This is a genomic window from Paenibacillus contaminans (assembly GCF_003285015.1).
Taxonomy (GTDB): domain Bacteria; phylum Bacillota; class Bacilli; order Paenibacillales; family NBRC-103111; genus Paenibacillus_V; species Paenibacillus_V contaminans.
This window is the reverse complement of record NZ_QMFB01000011.1, coordinates 58,792-82,406: the sequence shown is the minus strand read 5'-3', so window position 1 is coordinate 82,406 and position 23,615 is coordinate 58,792. Positions and strand designations below refer to the sequence as shown.

Here is a 23,615-nt window from a genome sequence, read left to right as displayed (position 1 = left end):
TGGCAATATACAAAAAGAGAGGCGAGGAAGAATGGGAAACGTGTGGAGAGAACGGGGCTTTGACGATTTTGCCGATGGGACATTCGGAAATGGCGGGCAAAATCTTTATGTGTCCCGAAAAGGCGTACTGCAGCGTATTTTTCGTTTTGACGTAAACCGGGATGGGTATGCGGACGCTTTGTTCGTAAACAGTCAGGATATGGACGAGCGGCCGCCCGTTTATGTTTACCCGAATCCGTTCCGCCCGGACGGACGGATCGAATTGCCGTCTGCCGGTTCTTACTATGGAGCGATCGGCGATCTGAACGGCGACGGCTATGACGATCTGGTTGTCGCCAACCAGCATAACGGCACGCATGACGATGTGACGGCTTTTATTTATTACGGTTCTCCCGAGGGACTTAGCGAGCGTTACAAAATAGAGCTGCCCGTTCCGAACTGCCGGGCGGCGGCGATCGGTGATTTTAATGGAGACGGTCTTCCGGACATCGCCTTCTCCAGCAGCGGGAAGCTTGTCGTCTATTACCAGACGGCCGAGGGCTTTCGCCATACGGACAGCGTTACGCTGGATATCGAACCGACGCATATGACTGCGGGCGATATCAACCGTGACGGTTATGCCGATTTGTACGTCCGGGTGAAGGATAAGGAACCACTGGTTTTATGGGGCGGCCCTAATGGACTGCGGCTGGAAGCCTGCACGCAGGTCGGCGGAGGAGACGTCGGGCTCGTTCAGAAAGACAGCACGACGGCCGGATTAATGACTTCGGTGGAAGGCTGGACGCCCAAAATTATCGAGCTTGATGGCAGGCCGTATCTCTTCCGTCAGGAGCTAAATACCGCTCGTTTCTACCCTTGCCAAACGGAACGCAGCTTTGGGGAGCCGCTTGTCATCGCTTGCGGGGACGTCGTATCCGCGGCAGCCGCCGATTTGGACGGCGATGGTTTTGACGACATCGTACTGGCGGTCTGCGCAGACCGGAACGCAGACGAGCTCTCCTGGATTTACTGGGGAAGCTCTGCCGGTTACGAGAAGGGCGAACGAACCGGGTTGCCTACGGTCAGCGCCCGCGATCTTTGCATCGCGGACCTCGACGGCGACGGCAGGCCCGAGATTGTCGTTTGCCAGGGGCGAACGGATATTATGAATACGACGGAATCGTTAGTTTACCGCGTGCATGCTCGCGATACCGAGCCATCCGATCCGGTTCGGCTCGTTACGCATGATGCGCAGACGGGACTGATCGGCCGAACGTCGGATGCAGCGCTTCCTCAGCTTATTTTTATCAACCATATTTCCAGAAGGGTCAGAGGCGATGTATCGGCTTACGCGTATCTTGGCGGGCCGGACGGCTTTGACGAAAACCGGCGAATCGAATTTCCGGGGTGGGCCGCCGTCGATTCCATCTGCTGTGATTTCAACGATGACGGCTGGGGAGACGTATTTATCGCCAACTGCGCGGAGAACGCCCCGCATCTCGATCCCGGCTCTTTCCTGTATTGGGGCGGGGAGAACGGCTTTGATCCGGACAATAAGCTGGTTTTGCCTACGATTCGCGCGCACGGCAGCGCGGTCGGCGATTTTCGCCGCAGCGGTTATCTGGATCTGGCGGTCGTCGGTATCAGCAATCCGGAGCTGATTATTTTCAAGGGCGGGCCGAACGGTATCGATACGGAAAATCCGCAAAGAATCATGATGGACCCGAATCTGAAGGAGTATGTACCGACCAAAGAAATCCGCTCCTACAGCGATCCCGACGGCGTCGGTTACCGGGAGCCGCGCTGGCTGCTTGCCGCGGACTTCAATAACGACGGCTGGCTCGATTTGTTCGTCTCGCAAATTTTCGGCCAAAGCTTTATTTTGTGGGGCGGTCCTGAAGGTTATTCGATGGAGCGCTCGCAGAAGCTCAATTGCGACGGGGGCATTTGCGCGCAGGCGGCGGACTTGACGGGCAACGGCTGGCTCGATCTGATCGTGGGCGGACATCTGGTTCCAGGCAAAAAAGCAAGATACGAGTCCTACGTCTACATCTACTGGGGAGGCCCGGAGGGCTACCGTGAGGAGCGCCGCGCCCAGCTTCCGGCCCATACGGCCAATTCGCTGACGGTCGCCGATTTCAACCGGGACGGCATCCTCGATATTTTCGCAACGTCCTACAACACGGGGCGGGAGCGAGATATCGACGCCTATTTGTATTGGGGGCAGCCGGGAGGCGTTTATACCGCGGAGCATCGGACGCGTATTTTCACGCATTCGTCATGCGGCTCGATGGCGATCGACTTCAACGAGGACGGCTGGGTCGATCTGGCGATCGCCAACCATAAAACCTACGGCGATCATGTCGGCGAATCGTTCATCATGTGGAACGGTCCGGAAGGCTTCTCGCCGCAGCGGATGACGAAGCTGCCGACGATCGGCCCGCACGGCATGATGTCGGTCGATCCGGGCAATATTCTCGACCGCAGTCCGGAGGAGCTTTATGTTTCGAGCGCGCATGAGCTTCCGATTGGGGACCGGGTAACCCGCATCTCGTGGGAAGCGGAGCTGCAGCCGAAGACTTGGGTGAAAGCGCAGCTGCGCATGGCGGACAGCCGAGAGGAGCTGGAGTGCGCGGAATGGCAAGGCCCCGACGGTACGGCGGGTACATGGTTCGCGAGCGGCCAGCTTGCGGAGCATGTCCGTCAGCCCGGCCGTTGGCTGCAATACCGTCTGGCGCTGGGCGCCGTCAATGGAGGCAACAGCCCGCGTGTTACCGAGGTTTCGGTAGAGTCCGAGGCGGGGGAAGCCGTTTAACGATGCAATAACAAAAAACCGTCCGGGGATTTTCGGCCCCGGGCGGTTTTTTTGAAAATATCAACGGAAATGTATATGTTCGTAATGACTTAAGCCTGATATTTCATCGGTAAACGCGCCTGTCCTTAGCTTATGCTTACGAAGTCGCTTTCTTCAAAAGCGTTTATCCTTGAATACGTTTAGTAATCGGGCTTTCTGATCCCCCAGTAAAGCTCACTAAAAATACGTTTGCCTGCTTCCAGTAGGGGAGGCCGGATATTGTTTGTATAATGAAATTCGAATAATAAATGGTAATAATCGTAACTTATTGCAGTAAATGCGTGTCCTCCTTTTATATGTTTATAAGATAGGGAGGAGAAGATATTGGGATTCGTTATGCTGATTTTTATGTTAATTGTTGTATTTTTACTTATAAGCTTTGAAATGCATATGAGAAAAAATAATTTGCATAATGAAAAGTTGTTGGAGCGACTCGATAGAATACTTGAACTGATGGATGAAAAAAGAAAATAAGTAGTTTCAACAGGGACTTTTGGCGGCTTCTACGCCGAGTTAGAACCCTGGAACCAGATTTTTTCCGGCCGCATCCCATCGCCAAGGGACGGAGCGTCCTTGCAAATGAACGCCGCCGTACCAATTGTCTGCGCCGTTTACGGACAACCAATCGGTTTTGCCGTTCAAAACGTCAAGGCCCAGCTCCGTTAGCGCAACGCGGCATTGAAAGAACGACGGCGAGGACTGTGCAAAATCGGGAAATGCTTCCCGGCCTTCAATAATAAGAAGCGGGTCAGGGCCTTGCGAAATTTTCGCCAGACTATGCCAATATTGAAGATCGCCCATGCCCAGCCAGTGCAGCTTATCCCCAACGTGCTTAAACAAGTCGAGCGGAGTGTTAAGGCCGGAATGAGCCATCTCCAGCGTCGTCTGTTCTACAATGCCCAGACCGTTATACGTGGAAGGGAAGCGCGACAAATGATGCTGAAACGCGTCATGCGCAAAAGGCAAGGATCCGCTATCCCCTTGCAGCAGCTTGGCCAGCTTGCCCGGGTCCGGAGAGCAGTAAGCTTCCCAGAACGCTTTGCCCAGCTCCAGCTCCTCCTGTCTGACCTGCTGCCATGTGCCCGACAACGTTTTCAGCTGGTCGACGGACAGCTGGCCGAGTCCCCGAAACAATTCGATGCCCGGGTACGCTCCGATACAGAGCAAGCTTAGCTTCGTCCGGCCTAACGGCTGCCGCGCGAACCAATGCAGCAAATAACCCAGCATCGTCTGATCGAATAAGTCATGTTCGAACCACAGCACAATTTCCTCGTATTGATGGAATTCGGCTAATTTTTTCTCCTGTTCTTCACTAATCCGGATAAATTCCGCGTTTGGAATACCCATGGCTTTCTCCAAATATTGCGCCCGCAAGGTACGGCTTGCATGCTCAGCCGGGTCTACGAAAACCGGTCCCTCCGGGTATACTTCGCGCCAGACGAGAATATCGCCCTGCACGACGCCTTGCCGCAGCTTATCCGCTACGGAATCGCCATTTACAATATGCAGCACTTTGGCTCCTCCTTCATATAGGTGGTGAAAAACAGAGACGAAATCGGCCACGGGCAGCATGCCTTTCAGCTTGCGGCGGGCGTCGAAAAGCCGTTTTTTCCATACCGATGCGGACATGCCCAGGCAATCCGAGATTTCCTGAAGCGAATAGCCGTAAAAATAAAACATGTGCACCGCAATCCGCATATTCGGCGACAGAGCGGCCACGGAAGCGTGAAGCAGCTCTTGCATTTCTTTTCGCTCGACGATTTCGGGTATGCCCGGCTTGTTATCCGCCTTCTCGCCGGCTTCATGCAGGGGGATCGTCCGATGCTTCTTGCGCCGCAGGTGACGATTGCATTGGCGGACGACAATCATCTTAAGCCACCCGGGAAAAGCGTTCGGCTCCTCCAGCTTGCGCAAATGGATGAACGCCTCGGTAAAAGCTTCCTGCACGGCGTCCTCCGCCAAATGGGCGTCATGCAGCTTTTCGTTCGCTACGGCGTAAGCCATGCCCGTAAAATGCCGGACCAGCCGGTCGAATGCTTTCCGGTCCCCTTGCATGGCCTGCTCGATCCACTGCAGCATGTTCGCATGTCCTCCTTTCGACTCCGTCTATATACAAGTGCCGGGGAAGCGCATAAAGGTTACGTGAGGGGGCAAATACCGATTTCCGAAAGGTATGCGAGCCGAGCCCGATAGAAGGGGCAATTGAATAGGGAACCGCTCCGCAAGCGCAGGATCAATAATCGAATACGCTAACCCCGATGAGGCTCGGACGCTTTCTCGTTTCGGCGAAAATGGGAAGGCGGAACGCCGTATAAGCTTCTAAACAGCTTGCTGAAAAAATAAATGTCGCCGTACCCGACCGCTTCCGCAGCCTGCGTGATGTTCATCGACGTTTCGGCCAGCAGCAGCTTGGCGCGCTCCATGCGCATGCGGGTTATATACGCCTTAAGCGAATGGCCGGTGTACTGCTTGAACAGGCTGCTTAAGTAGCGCGGCGAAAGTCCGGCAAGCTCCGCCAATTCCTCGTGGTCGATCGGCTGCCCGATGCGGTCGCGAATCCGGTCGATCGTCTGATGGACAAGCTGCTTGTGCTTGAAGGAATGCCGTTCGGCTTCCTCCGCAGGCTGGGCGCCGGCGCGGCGGAGCTGTAGGAAAACGAGCTGCATAAGGTGATGGAACTCCTCTGCAGCCAATGGCTCCGGCCGGTCCGGCAGCTCGAGCAAACGGTGCAGGTCGCGTTCGAAATGGTACGTATCCTCCATCATCGTCAGGCGCGGCGGGAAGCAGGCGGCGTCCGGATCGATTTTCTCTTCTTGGCGGCCCGTCACGGTAAAATGTATATAAATAACGCCGAGCCGGTCCTCCGGATGCTGCGTCGCCGATACCCGGTCGCCCGGCCGGAGCAGGAAGCAGGCTCCTTTTTGGACGCGGTAGGGCGTATCGTTAATGACGATCTCCCCGGTTCCGTTCAGCGCGTACCATAAGTCGAAATCGCGCATCGGAGCCGGCCGCCAGCTCCACCCGGGTTCGCAGCGGGCTTTGCCGCAGCTCAAGGAGTTATGGAACGTAAGCCGGTTGAACGGATTGAGAGGAGCAGGCTCGCTCATTTTGCAGATCTCCTTTTAAACACACCTTTTTCTTTACCTCCTACAATAGCACAAGTTGAAAATAACCGACATGCATTTACATACAAAAAAACCGCAGTTGCTGCCATTCTCCTCGTCATATAAAAATCGTAATCTGAATGCAAGAAGGAAACTTGCATTTTAATATGCCGGAGGGGTTAACGATGAAGCGGAATTTGGAGACGCCGGAAGAAATAAACCGTGTACTGTACAGCTATTCTTCCATTCACGAAGGGTACCGGTCCTTGGATGAAATCGGCGAAGAGCAGGCCAAGGAATATTGGCAGCAAGGCTTCTTGGCTGTGGAGAACGTGCTGAACGCCGAAGAAATATCGGGATCTATCGATGCGCTTATGGACAATATTTTTGCCGAGCATTCGAATTGCAAAATTCAATATACGGTTCCCAAGGAAACCTTGAAGACGAACCGGGAAAAAGAGCTGGCCGTTCGCAAGGTTTATGATTTCGTCGACCATTCGGAGGTGCTGCGGGCGATCGCGTATCATCCGGACATCGTCGCTTTTCTGGAAAAGCTGATGGGGGAAAAGCCGAAGCTTATCCAGGATATGGCGCTGCTTAAGCCGCCTCAGGGCGGAGGGGAGAAGCCGTGGCACCAGGACATGGCGTACGGCGTGTTGACCTACGACAAGCCGGTCGTCGGCGTTTGGATCGCGCTTGACGAAGCCGGCGTCGATAACGGCTGCATGCAGGTCATTCCTCGCTCGCATATGGACGGCGGCATTCCGCATTATGCGGTGCGTGACTGGCAGATTTGCGATACGAATGTGCCTGTGGAGCGCAACGTGATCGTACCGCTTAAGCCGGGCGGCATGCTGTTTTTCCACGGCCAGCTGGTGCACGGAACGGCGTACAATTTTTCGGATAAAAAGCGCCGCGCCCTGCAATTCCATTATGCGCCGGAATCGGCGGAGCGCGTTTCGCCGAAGGAATACAAACGGATGTACACGAACGAAATGTCGGGTGCGGAGTGTTAGGCTTGTAGGGTTACTGCTGCGAAGCTGCGGCGAGACTCGCACCGTTGAACGGAACCATTTTTCACCTGCTTAATTCCGACCGATCGACGAATATCGTTACACAAATAAACTGCTGTAATGGAAAGCTGCCTTGTTATAGGGCGGCTTTTTCGTATGGGCTATGCAGCGATAATCTATGCCATCTTCATACCGGAAGCAGGATAACGGATGCGGAAAGCGAAAATAGTTTAAGCTAGCTTTATTGCGGTGTACACAAAAACGCTTGAACCAAATGAAGAGGAGATGGTGTTGAGATGACCGTTCGACCTTCGCAAGAGGAGTATGCCCCGTACTACGAAACGTATATTCGCCTGGTTCCGGAAGGGAAGATCGCGGAGGTTTTAACCCGGCAGCTCCAGTATACCGCGGATTTTTTTGCGGCCATTCCGGAGGAGCGGACCCTGTCCCGGTATGCGCCGGGCAAGTGGAGCGTGAAGGAAGTGCTGGGCCATATTACGGATACGGAACGTATTATGAGCTACCGGCTGCTTTGCATCGCAAGAGGGGATAAGACGCCGCTCCCCGGATATGACGAGAATGAATATATCAAAGGCTCCTCTTTCGATTCAATCCCGTTAGCCGAGCTGATCGGAGATTTTGCAGCCGTACGCCGGTCGACGTTGACCTTGCTTCGCGGGCTGTCGGAGGAAGCCTGGTCACGGAAGGGCATCGCCAACAACAGCGAGTTATCCGCCAGGGCGTTGGCTTATATTACGGCCGGCCACGAGCTGCATCATATTAATATCGTGAAGGAAAGATATCTCGTTGAGCAAGCGGAATAATCTATAGAAGACAGGCTTTTCAATAAAAAGAACGCCCTCCTGCCGCTTGGCAAATGGAGGGCGTTTTTCGTCTGAGGCGGTTATACGAGACGGAATAAGGGGCAGCGTTCTATCGCCTTGTAACGCCGCCGTGTGGTTGATAGCCAACACGTATGGCCCCTCCGAGCGGCAGGCTCAGACGTATCACTTATTAAGCCGGAGAGTCTAAACGGTGCTCCGGTTTCCAAGGCGGCTAATAGCCTTTCAACTCTTATCATATAGATTTGTATGGCATTCGATCGTGCAACAGATCGTGATCGGCATAATGAGGAAAAGGTAATTATTCGTGAGGCAAACTTCACTATTTTACATCGAAAACTCGTATTTCGGCGAGATAATGAGGCAAACGAAACGAACAGTGAGGCAAAGGAAATTGATAGTGGGGTTTGCCTCATTATTGGGCGAGAAGGAGCATTTTACCGGTGTAATAGTGAAGACAGCCTCATAAACAATAACGTTTTCTCCACTAAACGCACGGTTCGTGCATATCCGCTACGATACCCGTGTTTGCTTTCGTAACCAGATCATCAATCCCTAGTTTTAGACTTGACGGCGTACTAGTGCGCCGTCAAGTCTAAAACTAGGGATTCGGATAACTTACATTACCTGGTAAACTGGTGCCATGCTACGAAACGTAATCCCTAGTTTAAGCGTTGAAAGTCTACTAGTATAACAGATAACAGCGTGCTGCGCGTGACGGTTTGTATGGGCAAGTTAAACTTGCCGGCGATGTCCGAATAGGAACGAATGTTCTTGAAACTATTCCTGATTATGGATATAATTTCTTTAAAAGCTTTCTTCGGGAGGGATATGTTTGTACAAAGACAGAATACCCCGTTAATGCCGAGGTCCGCCTCCTTATTTTTGATTTCGTTCATCAAGAGGCTTCGAATGAAATATGGGAGGACGGACAACCATGTGGCCTAAGACGATACATTGGCAAGATATACGGTTTGGTGTGGAAATCGAGTTTGTCGGAGGGGCTCCCGAGCAGGTGGAGCTGCTGCCCGGCTGGATCATGTCGCTTGACGAAAGGCAGATCGACGAGCAAGGAAACGAATCGGGCAGCGAGCTGAAGCCTCCGCCCATGCTTTGGAGCGAGCGGGGACAAATAGACGAGATGCTGCGCCGTCTGCTGCGGCAGGGGGCGGCGGCGAACTGGAGCTGCGGACTGCATGTCCACGTCGATCTACGGCAGTGGGGAGAGCCGATCGTCACCCCTCTCCTCGAAACGGCCTTATCGGTTCAAGCTGCGCTGCGGACGCTGCTGGGGACTAGCGAGCATCGGGAAATATTTTGTCCTCCGGTTACCGGGGACATGCTGGAGCGTTACAGGGATGAGCCGAGCGAAAAAGCGCTACGCTATCGGAACGGACGTCCTCAATCCCATCGGTGCGGGATCAATGCGGCCGCATCGTACGATATCGGCACCGTTGAAATCCGGTATGCCAACGGTTCATTGGACTACGATGAAATCATTCGAACGGTGGAGCTTTGCCTCCGCTTCGTGTCTGCTGTGGGAGCGGGCCGAAGGCTTTCCGCCGATCCGAAGCTGCTGGCGAATGAGCTGGAGGCGCCGGTAGACGGTTACCCGCCGGAGGTTCCCCCTCCGCAGTGGTACAAAGAAAGAATATGGCTGGAGAATGCGCTCGTTCCGGTGATGACGACGATTGTCCGCCAAATGGTGCGTGACGGCGAAATCCTTCATATTTTGCCTGTGCCCGAAGGCATCGCCGTTAGCGTCGAAAATCCGGACGGTCCATTATGCAGCTATAAGTTTCGTCCGACCGGTACGGGCTGGGAGCTAATAAGCGACTAGCGAAGGCTAAGAAAGCGGGCTTCATGGGGCAAGTTTGACAGCCGACGTCGAGCGCTATGCTCCTGGAACCGCGTAAAGTGCGGAAGCTTGCGTTTGTCTGGACATTAGGTTTCTTTTCGTGCGGTTGGCTCACGCTGTTCCGACAGACATTCGCATGGCCCGACTGTACGCACGGAGCAGCGCGGTGCGAAGATTGAGGTGGTTGGACCCACGCCATGCAGCGACGCAAAGTGTACCGGGAGAAGTGTACATAGGGACGGATTAAACGAACGGAGGAGCGAATGCCATGCCGTATATTAAGGTGAACGATCTGGAGATGTTTTACGAGAAGATGGGATTCGGCGAACCCGTCATCTTCCTGCACAGCGGCTATTCGCGGGGGATTCTTGCGTTTGCCAGCCAGCTTCTCGATTTTCAGAAAAGATACACATGTTATTTGCCGGATTTCCGGGGACATGGCCGCACGAGATGCGAAAGCCTCGAATGGAGCATGCCGCGGCTGGCCGACGACGTCATCGATTATATGGATGCGCTGAACATTCCGAAAGCCCATCTGATCGGTTACAGCTTAGGGGCGAGCGTCGGCTTGTACTGTGCGGTAAATCAACCGGAGCGCGTGGTTACTTTGACTACGATCGGCACGAGCGGGTTCGCCGATCCTTCGGGAGCCGACCAATTTGAGCCCGAATGGCTTTTGGAGCATGGCCCCCAAGAGACGATAGATTTTGCAAAGGAAAGACACGAGGAAGCGCATCGAGGGAACTGGCAGGAATTTATGCGGCAAAGCGCCAAGGACTGGCGGCTGTATCCGCAGCTGACCCGGGAGCAAATTGGCGGCATCGGCGCACCTTCCTTGTTTATTTCCGGCGAGCACGATCCGTTCGTCGGCGAGGAGAGGCTGAAGCTTTTGAGTTCCTTGGTGAAGAACGCCCGATTCCTTGTCGTGCCGGGCGGCAGTCATCGTCCGCATATGCAAAGGGAGAGTCCGTCCTTAGTGAATGACGCCATTCTCGACTTCCTGGCCTCACATGCAGGCTAGCGGCGGTATTTTTGCGATCGGACGATATCGCCGTTGCTGCTTGGCGCATCACTGCGTAACATCGGCTGGTCGACCACATCCGGCCGCACGAGGTTTGACCGCCGACGTGTGACCGAGCACCGCGCGCCGAGAGGCGCGCACGGTGCGGAAAAAGCCCAAAAAGGCGAAGGCCCGCTGCCAGGCGGGCTTTCGCCTTTTTTTAAATGAAGGAATCGAGGTTCCCTTATGCTGTAGACCGATGTTACCCGTTTAGAGCAAGGAATCGAGCCTCACCTTACGCTGAAGACCGATTTTGCCTGCTTGGAGAAGGGATTCGCCCGTGTGCCGAGCCAAATAGCCGCTGCAAGTAGGCATTTTCGGACTGTAGTCGAGGAAGGGGCTCCTGACTCGATTCCAATTGGGCGGAATCGGACTCCGGCGCATGCAAGCGACGAGCGAGTCCTTGTCGCACCTATTGCCGCCGATTAACCGGCTTCATTCTCCACCTGCTCGAGCCTTGGCGTTACGATGGTAACAAGCAGCTCCTCGGCAGGGGAAATCACGGTAACGTCCGGAGGAATCGGCAGGTTCTCGACCAAGAAGGAGTCGCCTATCGCCATGCCGCTGATGTCCGCCGCAATGGACGAAGGCAGACGGTCCGGCAGCCCCTCGACGTCGATAAACGTTCCTTGCATCTGCATGATGCCGCCAAGCTTTACGCCGGCAGGGGTTCCGGTAAACTCGATTGTGATTTTGGTGCGCACGATCTCATCCAGCCGAACATGCAAAAAATCCGCATGCATATAATCCTTGGTTACGGGATGACGCTGAACGCCTTCCAGCAGCACCGGCACCTTGCCTTGGCCTTCGATGGACAATTCCATGACGCCCGAGCCGCCGGTTTTGATCCACTGTTGGAATTCCCGCGTCGATATGTGAATCATCGTCGCCGCCATATGCTTTCCGAAAACGACGCCCGGAAGCCGGCCTTCCTCACGTAATTTGCGCAAATTGGAGCGATTTAGTACGGATCGGTTTTCAGCTTGAATACAAGTTCTCATGTTTACAGCTCCCATTCCAATTATAGTTGGTAACTACGCACCGACATCGTGCAAGCTCTCCCTCTTAAAGAGGGCAAAGGAGAGAAACACAGCATCACCGCCTCGTGTTAGACCTATTTGTCCATTAAATGTAAAAAAACCACATATATAGACGAAGGCACCTCGCTCGAATGGAGCGAAATGCCTATGTACAACCACTATACCATATTTGGAATCGGATGTCATCTTTACCATGATGCAACCATCTTAGCCGCATGGGTCTGACCGTCGCCAGCACCACAACACGCGCCGAGAGAAACGCATGTTGGGAAATTCCGAACCGGAAACGATCCAAAAGCGTATGCAAAACGAAACTTCCCATTTCCCCCATATTTGCTGTAAATTTAACATCAAACTGCATCGCGGGGGTGTGCGCTTTGAAAGTCCATGTCGGCTTTTTCGCTCTTTCTTCGCTAAAAAACAAAATTTTCCTCACTTTTCTGCTGCTCATCCTGCTCCCTTACGCCTTCCTTCAGTTTTACAGCATCCGTCAAATCGAACAATCCGTCGAAAAGCAGGTCATCGAACAAAACAACAAACAGCTGGAGCAGCTGAAGCTGACGTTCGAGGATTTGCGCGGCACCGTATTTCGCATCGCCATCCGGCTCGAGAAGGATCCGGTCATCATTAGCCTCTTAAGCGGCGGCGGGCCGGCCGAGGAGGAGGATCGGCGCAAGCTGATGGACAGCTTGTGGAACGATCTGAAGAGCAACGCGCTGCCGTCGCCTTATGTTTTCTACTCGATAACCGACCTGCAGAACCGCCAGTATGCCTCCTACATCCCGGGCAAGATCCTTTCATACAAGTCCGCATTGGACCAGAACGGGCTCGAGGAGATGAAGAGCGGGAAAGCCGGCTACGTATGGGTATCCGATCAGGAAACCGACCTGCGCCCGGAGGACGGCAAAAGCCCGCGGCTCGTCACCTTATATTCGCAGCTTCACGACGAACGGGGCCGGGAGGTGGGGCTGCTGCGCATCGGCATCGATTTTCAGACGTGGCTTTCGTCGATGGCCAAAAGCTTCCCGATTACGCAGGACTTTTTTCTGCTGAACGAAAAAGACGCCATGCTTGGGGGAACGGGAGACCGTTCGGACGATGTGCTTGCGGCATTTATCCGGGCGGGTGCCGGCACAGACGGGGGCTCTCATATGGTCAACGGCGCTTATTTGTATAACCGGATGCCGATTCCGGCAATGAAGTGGACGCTCGTCAGCCGCTTTCCGCTCCAGCTGTTTTTCGGCGACATCGAGCAGATGAAGCAGCGGATGGTTTCGACGTTTTTGCTGTTTACGCTGGTGTTCGTCGTCATCACCTTTTTCATCCTTTCTACGATTACAAGGCCCCTGCGGCTGCTGCAAAAGAAAATGGCCGAGGTGGCGGACAAGCAGTTTCAAACGCATCTTCCGACGCGTAGGTACAAGGGCGAGCTTCTGGCGGTGGCGCGGGCCTTCAATAAAATGGTCAGCGACGTGCACGCGCTGCTTCGGCGGCTGAAAGAGGAGGAGCGGCAAAAGGAGGCGGTGCGCTTCCAAATGCTGCTGTCGCAAATGAATCCGCATTTTCTCCTGAATACGCTTAATGTAGTGAAATGGAACGTCCTGTCCAAGGGCGACGAGGAAACGGCGGCGATCTGCATGTCGCTCGGCAGGCTGCTGGAAACGAGCCTGAACGAAGAGGCGGATCTCATCCATTTTCGGACGGAAAAAGAGCTGACGGAAGCATATGTGTCCATTCTTTCCTTCCGCTACGATCAGCATTTCGAGCTGCATTGGGAATGCGACGAACGGATTGCTTTCGCGCTCGTGCCGAAGCTCAGCCTGCAGCCGCTTGTGGAAAATGCGATTTTCCACGGCTTATCCAACAAAGAGCGGGGAGGCGCCGTCTGGATTCGCGCCTATGCCGCAGAGGGACGCTGCTATTTGGAGGTGGAGGATAACGGCGCCGGCTGGAATCCGGCTACCGCTCCGAACCCGGCCCGCAAGCGCAAAAGCATCGGGCTTACGAATATTAAAGAGCGGCTTGAGCTGCTTTTCAAAAAAGACGGCAGGCTGGATATCGAGCCGCTGCCCGCCGGGACGCGGGTTAAGCTGGGCTTTCCGCTGCTGATGGCCGAACCGTATACCGAAGCCGAGAGGGGGAGCAACGATGTGGAACGTACTGCTCGTGGAGGATGAGGTTTTCGTCAGACGCTCGCTGAAGCGGCTCATTCAATGGGAGGATATGGGCTTCACGATCGCCGGAGAAGCCGGGGACGGCCGGGAGGCGCTTGCGATGATGCGGAACGATCCGCCGGATCTGGTGATCGCGGATATCGTCATGCCTGGCATGGACGGGATCGAGCTGCTGAAGCAGGCAAGGGAAGAGGGGCACGAGGCTTCGTTCGTCATGCTGACCTGCATGAACGAATTCGAGTATGCCCGTCAGGCGCTGGAGTTCGGCGCAACGGCTTATATGCTTAAGCTGTCGATGAACGGTCAGATGCTTGCGGATACGCTGTCCAAAGTAAAGCGGGAATTGCTGCGCAATCTCCAGATGCGGTCCCAGGACTCGCTTCCGTCCTTCCAGCAGCTGTATCGCGAAGCCTGGCAATCGTTCCATGCTTTCGAAGGAGGGGCCGAAGGGATGGGTGAACGTAACCGGTCGTTTAGCGTCGAAGGCCGGCTGAACGAAACGTTCCATTCGGTTTGGATCGGGGCGTTCCTGCACGGGGCGGACAGGTTTACGCCGGATGATTTTTACAAGCTCGGTTTCGTTGTCCCTGGCGGCAGCTCGGTTGTCCATTCGTTTACGCATTCGGGTCAAACGACGGTATTTGTCTGGAACCCCGCAGCCGTGCGGAAGCTGGAGGACAAGGCGGATGCAATTCCATGGGCAGCTGCCTGCTCGGAGGTCGTCGAGGCCGCCAAAATGCCGTCGGCATGGCTGCGCGTATTGCGAACGCTCGACCGGGCGTGGTACGAGGAGCGGACCGGCCTGCTCCAGGAGACTGCGGCGGATGTGCTGACGGCCGGGACCTCCACTCCGCTTTCCTGGAGGACGGAACGCGAATGGCTGCAAAGCTTCGAGCAGCATCGGCTGGAGGAATTCCGGCAGCGGCTGCAGGCCGGATGGGAATCGATCGGGCAGCGCAGGCTGCCGATGGCGATCGTGAAGGACATCGCGCTGCGCATCGACCGGATCGTCTCGCGGATTGCCGGCTGCGGCGGAGCGGCCGAGGAGCAGCTCCTCGCCTGCATCAGCCACCGGGAGCTAGGCGAGCGCCTGCTGGCTAACGCCGATAGGTACGCCAAGCACAGCGGAGCCGGGTCCCAGCCTCGGACGAATCATCCCGAGATCGACAAGGCGCTTGCACACATACACCTGCATTACGATAAGGATGTGACGCTGAAGGCGGTGGCCGCCCTCGTCATGATGGACGAGACTTATTTCAGCGGGCTTTTTAAGAAGAAAACGGGCGTTACGCTCATCCATTACGTTCAGCGGCTGCGGGTCGATACGGCGAAGAGGCTCCTGGCCCAGACCGAGCTGCCGGTTGCCGCAATCGGGGAAAGGGTCGGTTTTCCGAATGCGAACTATTTCATCAAAATTTTCAAAAGGTGGACGTCCTGCACGCCGAGCGAATACCGCTCCCGTTCCAACTAACCAAATTTGTTCTATCAGAAGCTGAATTCTGTTCCTTATACCCGCCGGTGGCCCGTGCTATCTTATTGGTACGCAATACGAAAGCGCTTTCCAAACGATCGGTGCAAAGACCGGGAAACGCGCCGGAGCGGAGAGCGCCGCAATATGGAGCCCGAAACTCGAAACATAAAATCAAAACCCGACCTCATTCCACGGAAAGGATGTGAACATCTTGCTGCCTGACGCATGGGAAGCTAACCGCCCCGTACCTCCGGCAACCCCTAAACCGCTGCGCAAAAAAATGAAGTCCGTCTTGGCGTATAAAGAATTTTATTTGATGCTGCTGCCGGGCGTCGTGTATTACCTCGTGTACAAATATTTCCCGATGTACGGCGTCGTCATCGCCTTCAAAAACTACGACATGATGGAAGGCATTCTGGGCAGCTCGTGGGCCGATCCTTGGTACAAACATTTTCAGCAGTTTTACGAATCGCCTTACTTTACCCAGCTGCTGACCAACACGTTTCTGATCAGCATATACAAGCTGCTTTTCGGAATGGCGCCGCCGATTTTACTGGCCATCCTGCTGAACGAATGCCGGGTCCGCTGGTTTAAGACGCTCGTTCAGACGCTTAGCTACATGCCTCACTTCCTTTCTTGGGTTATCATCTACGGGATTCTGCTCATGTTCCTCTCTCAGGATTCGGGTATCGTCAACCGCTGGATCGTCGATGCGGGGAGCAGCGCGATTCCGTTCCTGACTTCGACCGAATGGTTTCGAAGCGTGCTTGTCGGTTCCGAAATTTGGCAAAACCTCGGCTGGGGCGCGATCATCTATCTGGCTGCAATCGCCGGCATCGATCCGACGCTTTACGAAGCCGCGAGGGTTGACGGCGCGAGCAGGCTGCGGATGGTATGGCATATTACGCTGCCGGGTATCCGCCACGTCATCGTCCTGCTCCTCATTTTGCGGCTTGGCCATATGCTGGACGCGGGTTTTGAACAAATTTACATTTTGTACAACGTGCATGTTTACCCTGTCGCCGACATTCTCGACACCTGGGTGTTCCGGACGGGACTTGAGCAATGGAATTACAGCCTGGCCTCGGCCGTCGGTTTGTTCAAGTCGGTCATCGGCTTCATCCTCGTCTACATCTCGAATTCCTTGTCCAAGCGCTGGGGGGAAGGCATATGGTGAGAAACGCCGAAGACAAATGGTTTCAAGCGTTCAGCTACATCGTGCTGGGGATCGTCGGACTTGTCGCGGTCGTTCCGATGCTGTACGTTTTGTCCGTATCGCTGACGCCGTTCGCGGTTGTACTGAAGCAGGGCGGGTACGTGCTGTTCCCGCAGGAGCTGACGTTTAACGCTTACCGCAAGCTGATCGGCACGTCCACGATCCCGCGTTCGCTCGGCGTAACCGTTTATGTTACCGTCGTCGGTACGGCGATCAACCTGCTTCTAACGACGCTGGTCGCGTATCCGCTCAGCCGCAAGCAGCTGCCCGGCCGGAACGTCTTTCTGCTGATGGTCGTCATCACGCTGCTTTTCAGCGGCGGCATCATCCCGACATATCTTGTCGTCAAGGCGACGGGATTGATCGACAGCTTGTGGGCGCTTATTTTGCCGACTGCCGTCTCAAGCTTTAACGTGCTGATTATGAAAAGCTTTTTCGAGCAGCTGCCCGAGGAGTTATTCGAATCCGCGAGGATCGACGGGGCGAAGGAGTTCGGCATCTTATTCAGGCTCGCCGTGCCGCTGTCGCTGCCTGTCATGATTACGGTCGGCCTGTTTTACGCGGTGGGCCACTGGAATTCTTTCTTCGCCGCCATCATGTATGTGACCGACCGTTCGCTTTACCCGCTGCAGGTTGTGGTCCGCGAAATTTTGATGCTCTCGCAGCAGCCGCTGGAGAACGCGGAGGATCAGGTGCCGACCGTGACCATGCAAATGGCGGCCGTTATGTTCGCCAGCCTCCCGATTATCGTCGTTTATCCGTTTCTGCAAAAGCACTTCACCAAAGGAATGCTGCTAGGTTCGATTAAAGGATGAACGGCAGGTTGTGCTTAGTTTATTAGAAAGTATATCGTGGAACCGGCTCTAAACCTCGGTAAAGGCGCCTGCCCTTCGAAGCCGCTTTCTTCGAAAGCGTTTAGGACGGCGAAGCCGATTATCCTTGAAATCTCAGAAAGTATATCCTCCGCTGATTGTTCGATTTCGCGGTAAACGCGCCTGCCTTAAATGACGGCGAAGCCGTTTATCCTTAGCGTTACTAAATCGATTCGAAAAGAAGGAAGGGGAAGCGTATGAACAGAAAAACGTGGGTACCACTAGGACTTGCGGCAGTGCTTACGGGAAGTATGTTGGCGGGCTGCTCGTCATCCGACGGCGGAAAGAAGAGCGGCGAGCCTAGCGACACGAAGGGAGCGGGAAGCGCGTCTCCGTCCTCCTCCGCTTCCGCGTCTCCTCCGGCTGCTTCCGGGCCGGTGAAGATCCAGATGGCGATGGCGGCTTCGGGACTGCCGGCGGCGGATGCAGACGACATCAAGAAGACGATCGATAAGAAGCTGAATATCGATCTGCAGCTGACGGCGATCGCCTCCGGCGACGATTACAAAAATCAGATCCGCGTCCGGCTGTCGGGCGGCAACTATCCGGATTTATTCTCGGTCGAGTTTTCGGATGTGAAGGAATTTTCGGATAAAGGGCTTCTGCTCGATCTGACGTCTTATATGGATAAAGATATGAAGGTGGCCAAGGACTTCGTCGTCGGGCTGACGCCGAACATTATGAAGAAGGCGACGATCAACAATAAGGTTTTCGCGGTTCCTCGGGTCGGCGACGTTCCGTTTTCGTCCATGTGGGTTCGCAAGGATTGGCTGGATAAGCTCAACTTGAAGGTGCCGACGACGCTCGAGGAGTTTATGACCGTCGCCAAGGCGTTTACCGAGCAGGACCCGGACGGCAACGGGAAGAAGGATACGTACGGCTTTACCGGCGCTAAGCTGGACAGCTTCGCTACGATTTTCGGCGCCCACGGCGTAGGTGCGCCCGGCTCGTTCTACGAGAAGAACGGCAAGGTAACGAACGCTTATTACGATCCCGCTATGCCGGACGCCCTGAAATTCATCAAATCCGTATTCGACTCCGGCGTCGTCGATCCCGAAATCATGACGAATAAAGGGAATATCGAGGTGCAGAAGGCGTTTCAGGGGAAAGCGGGCTTTATTTTCAAGGGCTGGACGGATATGGCCAAGGACGAGTTCATCGCGCAGTACAAAGCGATCAACCCGCAGGCGGAGTGGATTCAAATGGCGCCGCTCAAAGGGCCCGGCGGCCAGTTTGACGGATCGTACGATTTTGACCGGCCGTCGCGTTATTGGGTCATTCCGAAGGCGCTGGAGAAGGATAAAGCGAAGCTGCAAAAGGTGTTCGACCTGATCAACTACGTATCCGGGGAGGAAGGAAACCGGCTGGTCATGTACGGTCTCGAGGGCAAGCATTACAACATGAAGGACGGCAAGGTCGTGCCGACGGATCTGATGGCGAAAGAAGGGAACTATTTCAACCTGTATCAAATTACGGGTCGTCCGAACAAGGAATATTTGGCGATCAAGTTCCCGAACCAGGCGGCTGCGACCGAGTTTGCGATCCAAACGCCGCGCATCCATAGCTTCGACAGCTCCGTCATCCCGCCGAGCGATTTCAATAAAGCCGACGCAGACCGGTTCGCGGAGGAGGAAATGATCAAATTCGTCTCGGGAAAGCGGCCGATCAGCGAATACCCGGACTTCCTGAAGACATTCGAAACGACGTTTAAGTATAAGCTTTATGTGGAAGCCGGGGAGAAGCAAATTAAAGAGCAAGGCTTCGTAAAGTAGAGTGCGCGATTTGTCGCGGAGAAGACGGAAGATCGGGCGTTTCATAAAACCTTATGTTCATGAGGCTACCCGCATTGGCAAGCGAGCGGATCTTCGATAGGAATAGCACTTCGTAACGTACTGAAGATAATCGGTAGAGCAGAGCGGTTCCGCAAGCGTGCTTCTCCATCAGCGAGAGCGCGCTGCGGCGCTGCTTGGCGGCGGTCGAGTCGAGTGCGGGTTCCGCCTAAAGCAATACATATTTGCCATTAGGCCATTGGGCAACTCAAAGGAGGAGATTGAATGAACAAGCAAACGTATGACGTCATTGTCGCAGGAGGAGGTCCGGCGGGTATTGCCGCGGCCGTAGCGTCCGCCCGGATGGGTGCCGAGACGTTGTTGGTGGAACGGTACGGATTTTTGGGCGGCGCGGGCACCGCGATGATGGTCAATCCGTGGATGTCGTATTGGGCGTCGGGGGGCAGCAACGTGCAGCTTATTTACGGGGTGCTGCAGGAGCTGATCGACCGGATGACGGAGATGGGCATGTACGGGCATCCGAAGCAGCGTACGGCGTTCGACCCCGAAGCGCTCAAGGTCGCGGCGGAGCAGCTCTGCCAGGAGGCCGGCGTCAAACTGCTGTATCATTCCTTCCTCGGGGAGGCGAGAATGGACGAAGCGGGTTCGCGGATCGAAGCGGTGCGCTTTGCGAACAAAGCCGGTCTTGTCGACCTGACGGCGGATATGTACGTCGATGCGACCGGCGATGCCGATCTGGCGTCGCTTGCCGGAGCGATCGTCGAGAAGGGGCGGGCCGTCGACAGCTTGAGCCAGCCGATGACGCTTAATTTCCGGATGGCCAATGTCGATATGGATCTGATGCCGACGCGGGCGGAAATAACGGAGCTTTATTTGGAAGCGAAACGGCGCGGCGAAATCGACTGCCCCCGCGAGAACGTGCTGTGGTTCTATGCGAACCAGCCCGGCGTCATTCACTTCAATACGACGAGGGTGCTTCGCAAGGATGCGACGGATCCGTGGGAGCTGACGGAGGCGGAAGTCGAAGGAAGGCGCCAGGCGCAACAGCTCGTCCGCTTCCTCAAAGCGGAGGTGCCCGCCTTCCGGGACGCCTACCTGCAGACGACCGCGCCGCAAATCGGGGTGCGCGAATCCCGGCGTGTCGTCGGCGAATATATGCTTACGGCGGACGAACTGCTCGCCTCCTGCCGGTTCGAGGATGTCATCGCGCGGGGCGCGTACCCTGTGGACATCCATAACCCGGACGGCGAGGGAACGATTCTGAAGCATTTGCCGGAAGGGGAATGGTACGACATTCCGTTCCGCACGCTCGTGCCGAAGAAGATCGAGAACCTGCTGATCGGCGGGCGCCCGGTTTCGGCAACGCACGAGGCGCATTCGGCGATCCGCGTGCAGCCGATCGCCATGGCCATCGGCCAGGCGGCCGGAACGGCGGCGGCGCTGTGCGCCAAAGGGCAGGTGCAGCCGCGCGAGCTCGACGTCCGCAAGGTGCAAGAGGCCCTGACCGCGCAAGGAGCGGTGCTCGGCTTCGCCGACGGCGTCCCGAACGCGATGGGCGAATAAAAAAGGGCCGCTCCCGGCGTTTTTCAACCGGGGGCGGCTTTTTTATGAGTTGACCATGCGCTTAATGAAGAAAACCTCACTGTTAATGAGGCGAAGGAAATAAGTCGTCGACATTAATCCCTAAAACTTCAGAGCTTAAGATGCCTGCTCTATACCGCTAATGACTTGTGTTCTGGAGAAATAGTAAGGAAAAGCTTACTGTTCATAAGGCAAACCTCACTATCTCTCGCCGAAAACCCGTGTTTTGGTGAGATAATGAGGCTAACGCAACTAGTAGTGAGCCAAACGAAATGAATAGTAACGTTTGCCTCACTAAGGGGCGAGAACGAGCATTTTATCTGCGAAATAGTAAGGACAGCCTCATGAACAATAAGGTTTTCGCCACTAATCGCACGGTTCGTGCATAACCATTACGATAATTGCTTTCAACCAGGAACAGCGTAGTTTACCTCACTGCTAGTACCTTGACCGTATATGATTGAAGGTTTGCTGCCCACATTTGTCATGAAAGTGCCGTCCCCAAACCGATGGTTCTTACAGGGCACAATAACACTCAAACCTTGCAATTGATGCGGTCAAGGTACTAGTTGCCTTTTCCTCATTATCGCTTCAGTCACGGGTTATCGGGCGAGCATTCGTACTTGACTCAGCAGCGGATGTACCCGCCCCGGCCAAGTACTCGCCGACATATTAAAATTGCCTAGCTTTTTCGGCTTTTGCCTACTTCACAAGCGTTTTCATGAAGGCTAATCTAATGTTGCACTAGCTGTCGGGAAACGACTTTGGGAGGTAACGGATACACTATGGCATTCATCGATTTGTTCGATCCGAAGGGCAAGCGTATGCTGGATTATAGTTTCGATAGAAACGGGAGGGATCCTGAACCGGGGGATTGCATCGCGCTGCGTGATTTTTCCGGCGTACTGCCGCGCGAAGCGTGGTCTCTCGACAAGGAGAGAGGGAAATGGCAGCTTGTCCCCTACGAGCTGCAGGACGGGCAGAAAGGACGGCTCCTTGTCGTGAACGACGTCGCCGGCGACGACGGCGATCGCGCAGTGCCGGCCGAATTGGAGCTCGATCCCGGCTTGAGCGGATGGTACGCGGTGTGGGTCGGGATCCCGAATTTGGATATGAAGCCGATTATCAATACCGAGGCTTTGGTGGATATCGCCTTGGACGGCGAACCTTTCAGCGGCCTAGGACCGGAATTCGGAAGAAGACATAAGAAGCTGATGGGGCCAACGGGCGTCGAAATCAACTGCTTTTGGAAGTGCGTAAAGCTTGACGGCCGTCAAATAAAGCTCCGCGTTCCCTTCGGCACTTATCTTTCTCAGCCTTGGGGGCTCGTCAGGAGCATTTTGTCCTCGGTGCAGCTCGTTAAGGTCGACGAAACGCAGGCGCACGAGTATATCGCCGATATCTCGAACCCCGCTCATAAAAAGGTTTTGCAGTACGTCGACGGGTTCTCCCATTATTGGCATGCCGGCAAGCCGGGCAAAGGGATCGACCTCAGGTATGCGGAAAAGCACGGCTTCAGCGACCACAAAATTTTGTTTTTGCAGACGCCGTCGACGGGCGTGGCGAATTGGCCGAGCGAGGTGACCGATTATCCCGGGGCGACATTCTCGGAGGAAGAATGGAAGTCCATGAGGCGAGGGGATAAGCGCGTATACGAGTATATCCGATGGGCTTCCGAGAACGGCCAAGAAGGAATGAGGGTGCTGTCCGATGCATGCGCAAAGGTCGGATTGGAATTTCACGCATCTTTGAGAATGAATTTGTTCTGGCGAACGGAATCCATATTCGGAATGTCCGACAAGTTCCTGAACGGCCCATGGTGGTTCGGCCATCCGGAGGCGAGAAAGCCGGGAAAAGCCCAGATCGACTACGCGCATCCCGCAGCCAGAAGGTTCGTTCTGGATATCCTTTCGGAGCTGGCGGCGAATTACGAGGTAGGCGGCATTAATCTCGATTTTACAAGATGGCCGCCGATCGCGGATCCGCAAAGGCATGATTGTAGCGTGCTTACGAGCTTTATTAAGGAAGTCCGGGCCGAGCTCGACCGCATATCGCAAGACAAGGGCAAAAGACTCGTCCTAAGCGCCACCATGGTGGAAGGAGCGCATGCCCGGGATGAAGATCGCCGGATGATGACGCTCGAAGATCAAAGGATCGATTTCGAAGGCTGGGTCGCATCGGGCGCCCTCGACTTCGTATGCGTGCAAACATGGCGGCATGACCGCTATATCGGCACCGCGCACAGGCACGGGGTTCGATACTATTGCGAGTATGACAACGTACCGCCGGAAACGCCCGGGGGACGGGAAGACACGCCGGAATGGTGCGACCAGGAGGATCCGGTGCCGGGAGAGGAGCTGCACGAGCAACCGCCGATCGTTAGCAGCGTAGATCCTCTTGAGATGTACCGCGCAGCTTTGAAGCAGCTCCGCGCAGGCGCCGATGGCGTCAGCTTCATGAATTTCGCCGGACGATCGATGGGAAGGCTCGGGCATTTAAACGAAATGGAAGAGCTGGCCGCAGCGGGCAAAATATGGGGGCAGACGATCGGCGAGCCGATTGTCCTGCATGAATCGTATTAACGCGCTTTCGGCAAGTTTGACGAAACGTGTATGACGGAGTCGCGATTCAATGAGCAGGCAGCGGACATTGCATTGCCGGGACCGGGAAGAACGGTTCAAGCAGTGACGGAACAATGCGAATGCTGCCTTAGCGGAGGGCCAGCTGGTCCTATTCAATGAAGGGAAAGCGGCAAGAAAAA

General features: G+C 55.1%; 15 protein-coding genes. 12 read left to right on the top strand and 3 right to left on the bottom strand.

The features are described from left to right. Positions 1-31: 31 nt before the first annotated feature. On the top strand, positions 32-2,794 hold the full coding sequence (locus DQG23_RS19280) for an FG-GAP repeat domain-containing protein (protein ID WP_113032512.1): 2,763 nt from the start codon (positions 32-34) through the stop codon (positions 2,792-2,794). Positions 2,795-3,346: 552 nt separating this feature from the next. Here DQG23_RS19280 and DQG23_RS19275 read toward each other — a convergent pair. Both DQG23_RS19275 and DQG23_RS19270 read right to left on the bottom strand, forming a co-directional pair. Beyond that, positions 3,347-4,912, bottom strand: coding sequence for a sigma-70 family RNA polymerase sigma factor (locus tag DQG23_RS19275; RefSeq protein ID WP_113032511.1), 1,566 nt, complete (start codon positions 4,910-4,912; stop codon positions 3,347-3,349). A 170-nt stretch (positions 4,913-5,082) separates the two neighbouring features. After that, positions 5,083-5,940 carry a helix-turn-helix domain-containing protein gene (locus DQG23_RS19270; protein ID WP_113032510.1) on the bottom strand — a complete coding sequence of 286 codons (858 nt, stop codon included), beginning with the start codon at positions 5,938-5,940 and terminating at the stop codon, positions 5,083-5,085. 182 nt (positions 5,941-6,122) lie between these two features. Between DQG23_RS19270 and DQG23_RS19265 the strand changes: the two genes are divergently transcribed. The 4 genes from DQG23_RS19265 to DQG23_RS19245 all read left to right on the top strand — a co-directional run bounded on the left by DQG23_RS19265 (position 6,123) and on the right by DQG23_RS19245 (position 10,671). Continuing rightward, entirely contained in the window at positions 6,123-6,953 is an 831-nt protein-coding gene (locus DQG23_RS19265) for a phytanoyl-CoA dioxygenase family protein (RefSeq protein ID WP_158560591.1), read from the top strand. Positions 6,954-7,246: 293 nt separating this feature from the next. After that, positions 7,247-7,774 (top strand): DinB family protein, encoded by a 528-nt coding sequence (locus tag DQG23_RS19260; protein ID WP_113032508.1) that lies wholly within the window; start codon positions 7,247-7,249, stop codon positions 7,772-7,774. 955 nt (positions 7,775-8,729) lie between these two features. Next, on the top strand, positions 8,730-9,632 hold the full coding sequence (locus DQG23_RS19250) for an amidoligase family protein (protein WP_158560590.1): 903 nt from the start codon (positions 8,730-8,732) through the stop codon (positions 9,630-9,632). Positions 9,633-9,918: 286 nt separating this feature from the next. Beyond that, positions 9,919-10,671 carry an alpha/beta fold hydrolase gene (locus DQG23_RS19245; protein ID WP_113032505.1) on the top strand — a complete coding sequence of 251 codons (753 nt, stop codon included), beginning with the start codon at positions 9,919-9,921 and terminating at the stop codon, positions 10,669-10,671. Between the two features lie 464 nt (positions 10,672-11,135). On the opposite strand, the gene DQG23_RS19240 is transcribed toward DQG23_RS19245, so the two are convergent. Then, positions 11,136-11,711: a 50S ribosomal protein L25 gene (locus tag DQG23_RS19240; RefSeq protein WP_113032504.1), complete on the bottom strand. Its 576-nt coding sequence runs from the start codon at positions 11,709-11,711 to the stop codon at positions 11,136-11,138. 416 nt (positions 11,712-12,127) lie between these two features. On the opposite strand from DQG23_RS19240, the gene DQG23_RS19235 reads away from it, so the two are divergent. The 7 genes from DQG23_RS19235 (at position 12,128) to DQG23_RS19200 (ending at position 23,436) form a co-directional block, all read left to right on the top strand. Beyond that, positions 12,128-13,927 (top strand): cache domain-containing sensor histidine kinase, encoded by a 1,800-nt coding sequence (locus DQG23_RS19235; protein WP_158560589.1) that lies wholly within the window; start codon positions 12,128-12,130, stop codon positions 13,925-13,927. Then, positions 13,899-15,395, top strand: a complete 1,497-nt coding sequence (locus DQG23_RS42990) for a response regulator transcription factor (protein WP_238177940.1) — start codon at positions 13,899-13,901, stop codon at positions 15,393-15,395. Before DQG23_RS19235 ends, DQG23_RS42990 begins: the two co-directional genes overlap by 29 nt. 280 nt (positions 15,396-15,675) lie before the next feature. Beyond that, positions 15,676-16,572, top strand: coding sequence for an ABC transporter permease (locus tag DQG23_RS19220; RefSeq protein ID WP_113032641.1), 897 nt, complete (start codon positions 15,676-15,678; stop codon positions 16,570-16,572). Next, entirely contained in the window at positions 16,566-17,426 is an 861-nt protein-coding gene (locus tag DQG23_RS19215; protein WP_113032502.1) for a carbohydrate ABC transporter permease, read from the top strand. Before DQG23_RS19220 ends, DQG23_RS19215 begins: the two co-directional genes overlap by 7 nt. Positions 17,427-17,680: 254 nt before the next feature. Then, complete coding sequence (locus tag DQG23_RS19210) at positions 17,681-19,255, top strand: extracellular solute-binding protein (RefSeq protein WP_113032501.1); 1,575 nt, start codon at positions 17,681-17,683, stop codon at positions 19,253-19,255. 282 nt (positions 19,256-19,537) lie between these two features. Continuing rightward, complete coding sequence (locus DQG23_RS19205) at positions 19,538-20,836, top strand: FAD-dependent oxidoreductase (RefSeq protein ID WP_113032500.1); 1,299 nt, start codon at positions 19,538-19,540, stop codon at positions 20,834-20,836. Positions 20,837-21,639: 803 nt separating this feature from the next. Further along, complete coding sequence (locus DQG23_RS19200; RefSeq protein ID WP_113032499.1) at positions 21,640-23,436, top strand: hypothetical protein; 1,797 nt, start codon at positions 21,640-21,642, stop codon at positions 23,434-23,436. Positions 23,437-23,615: the final 179 nt, after the last annotated feature.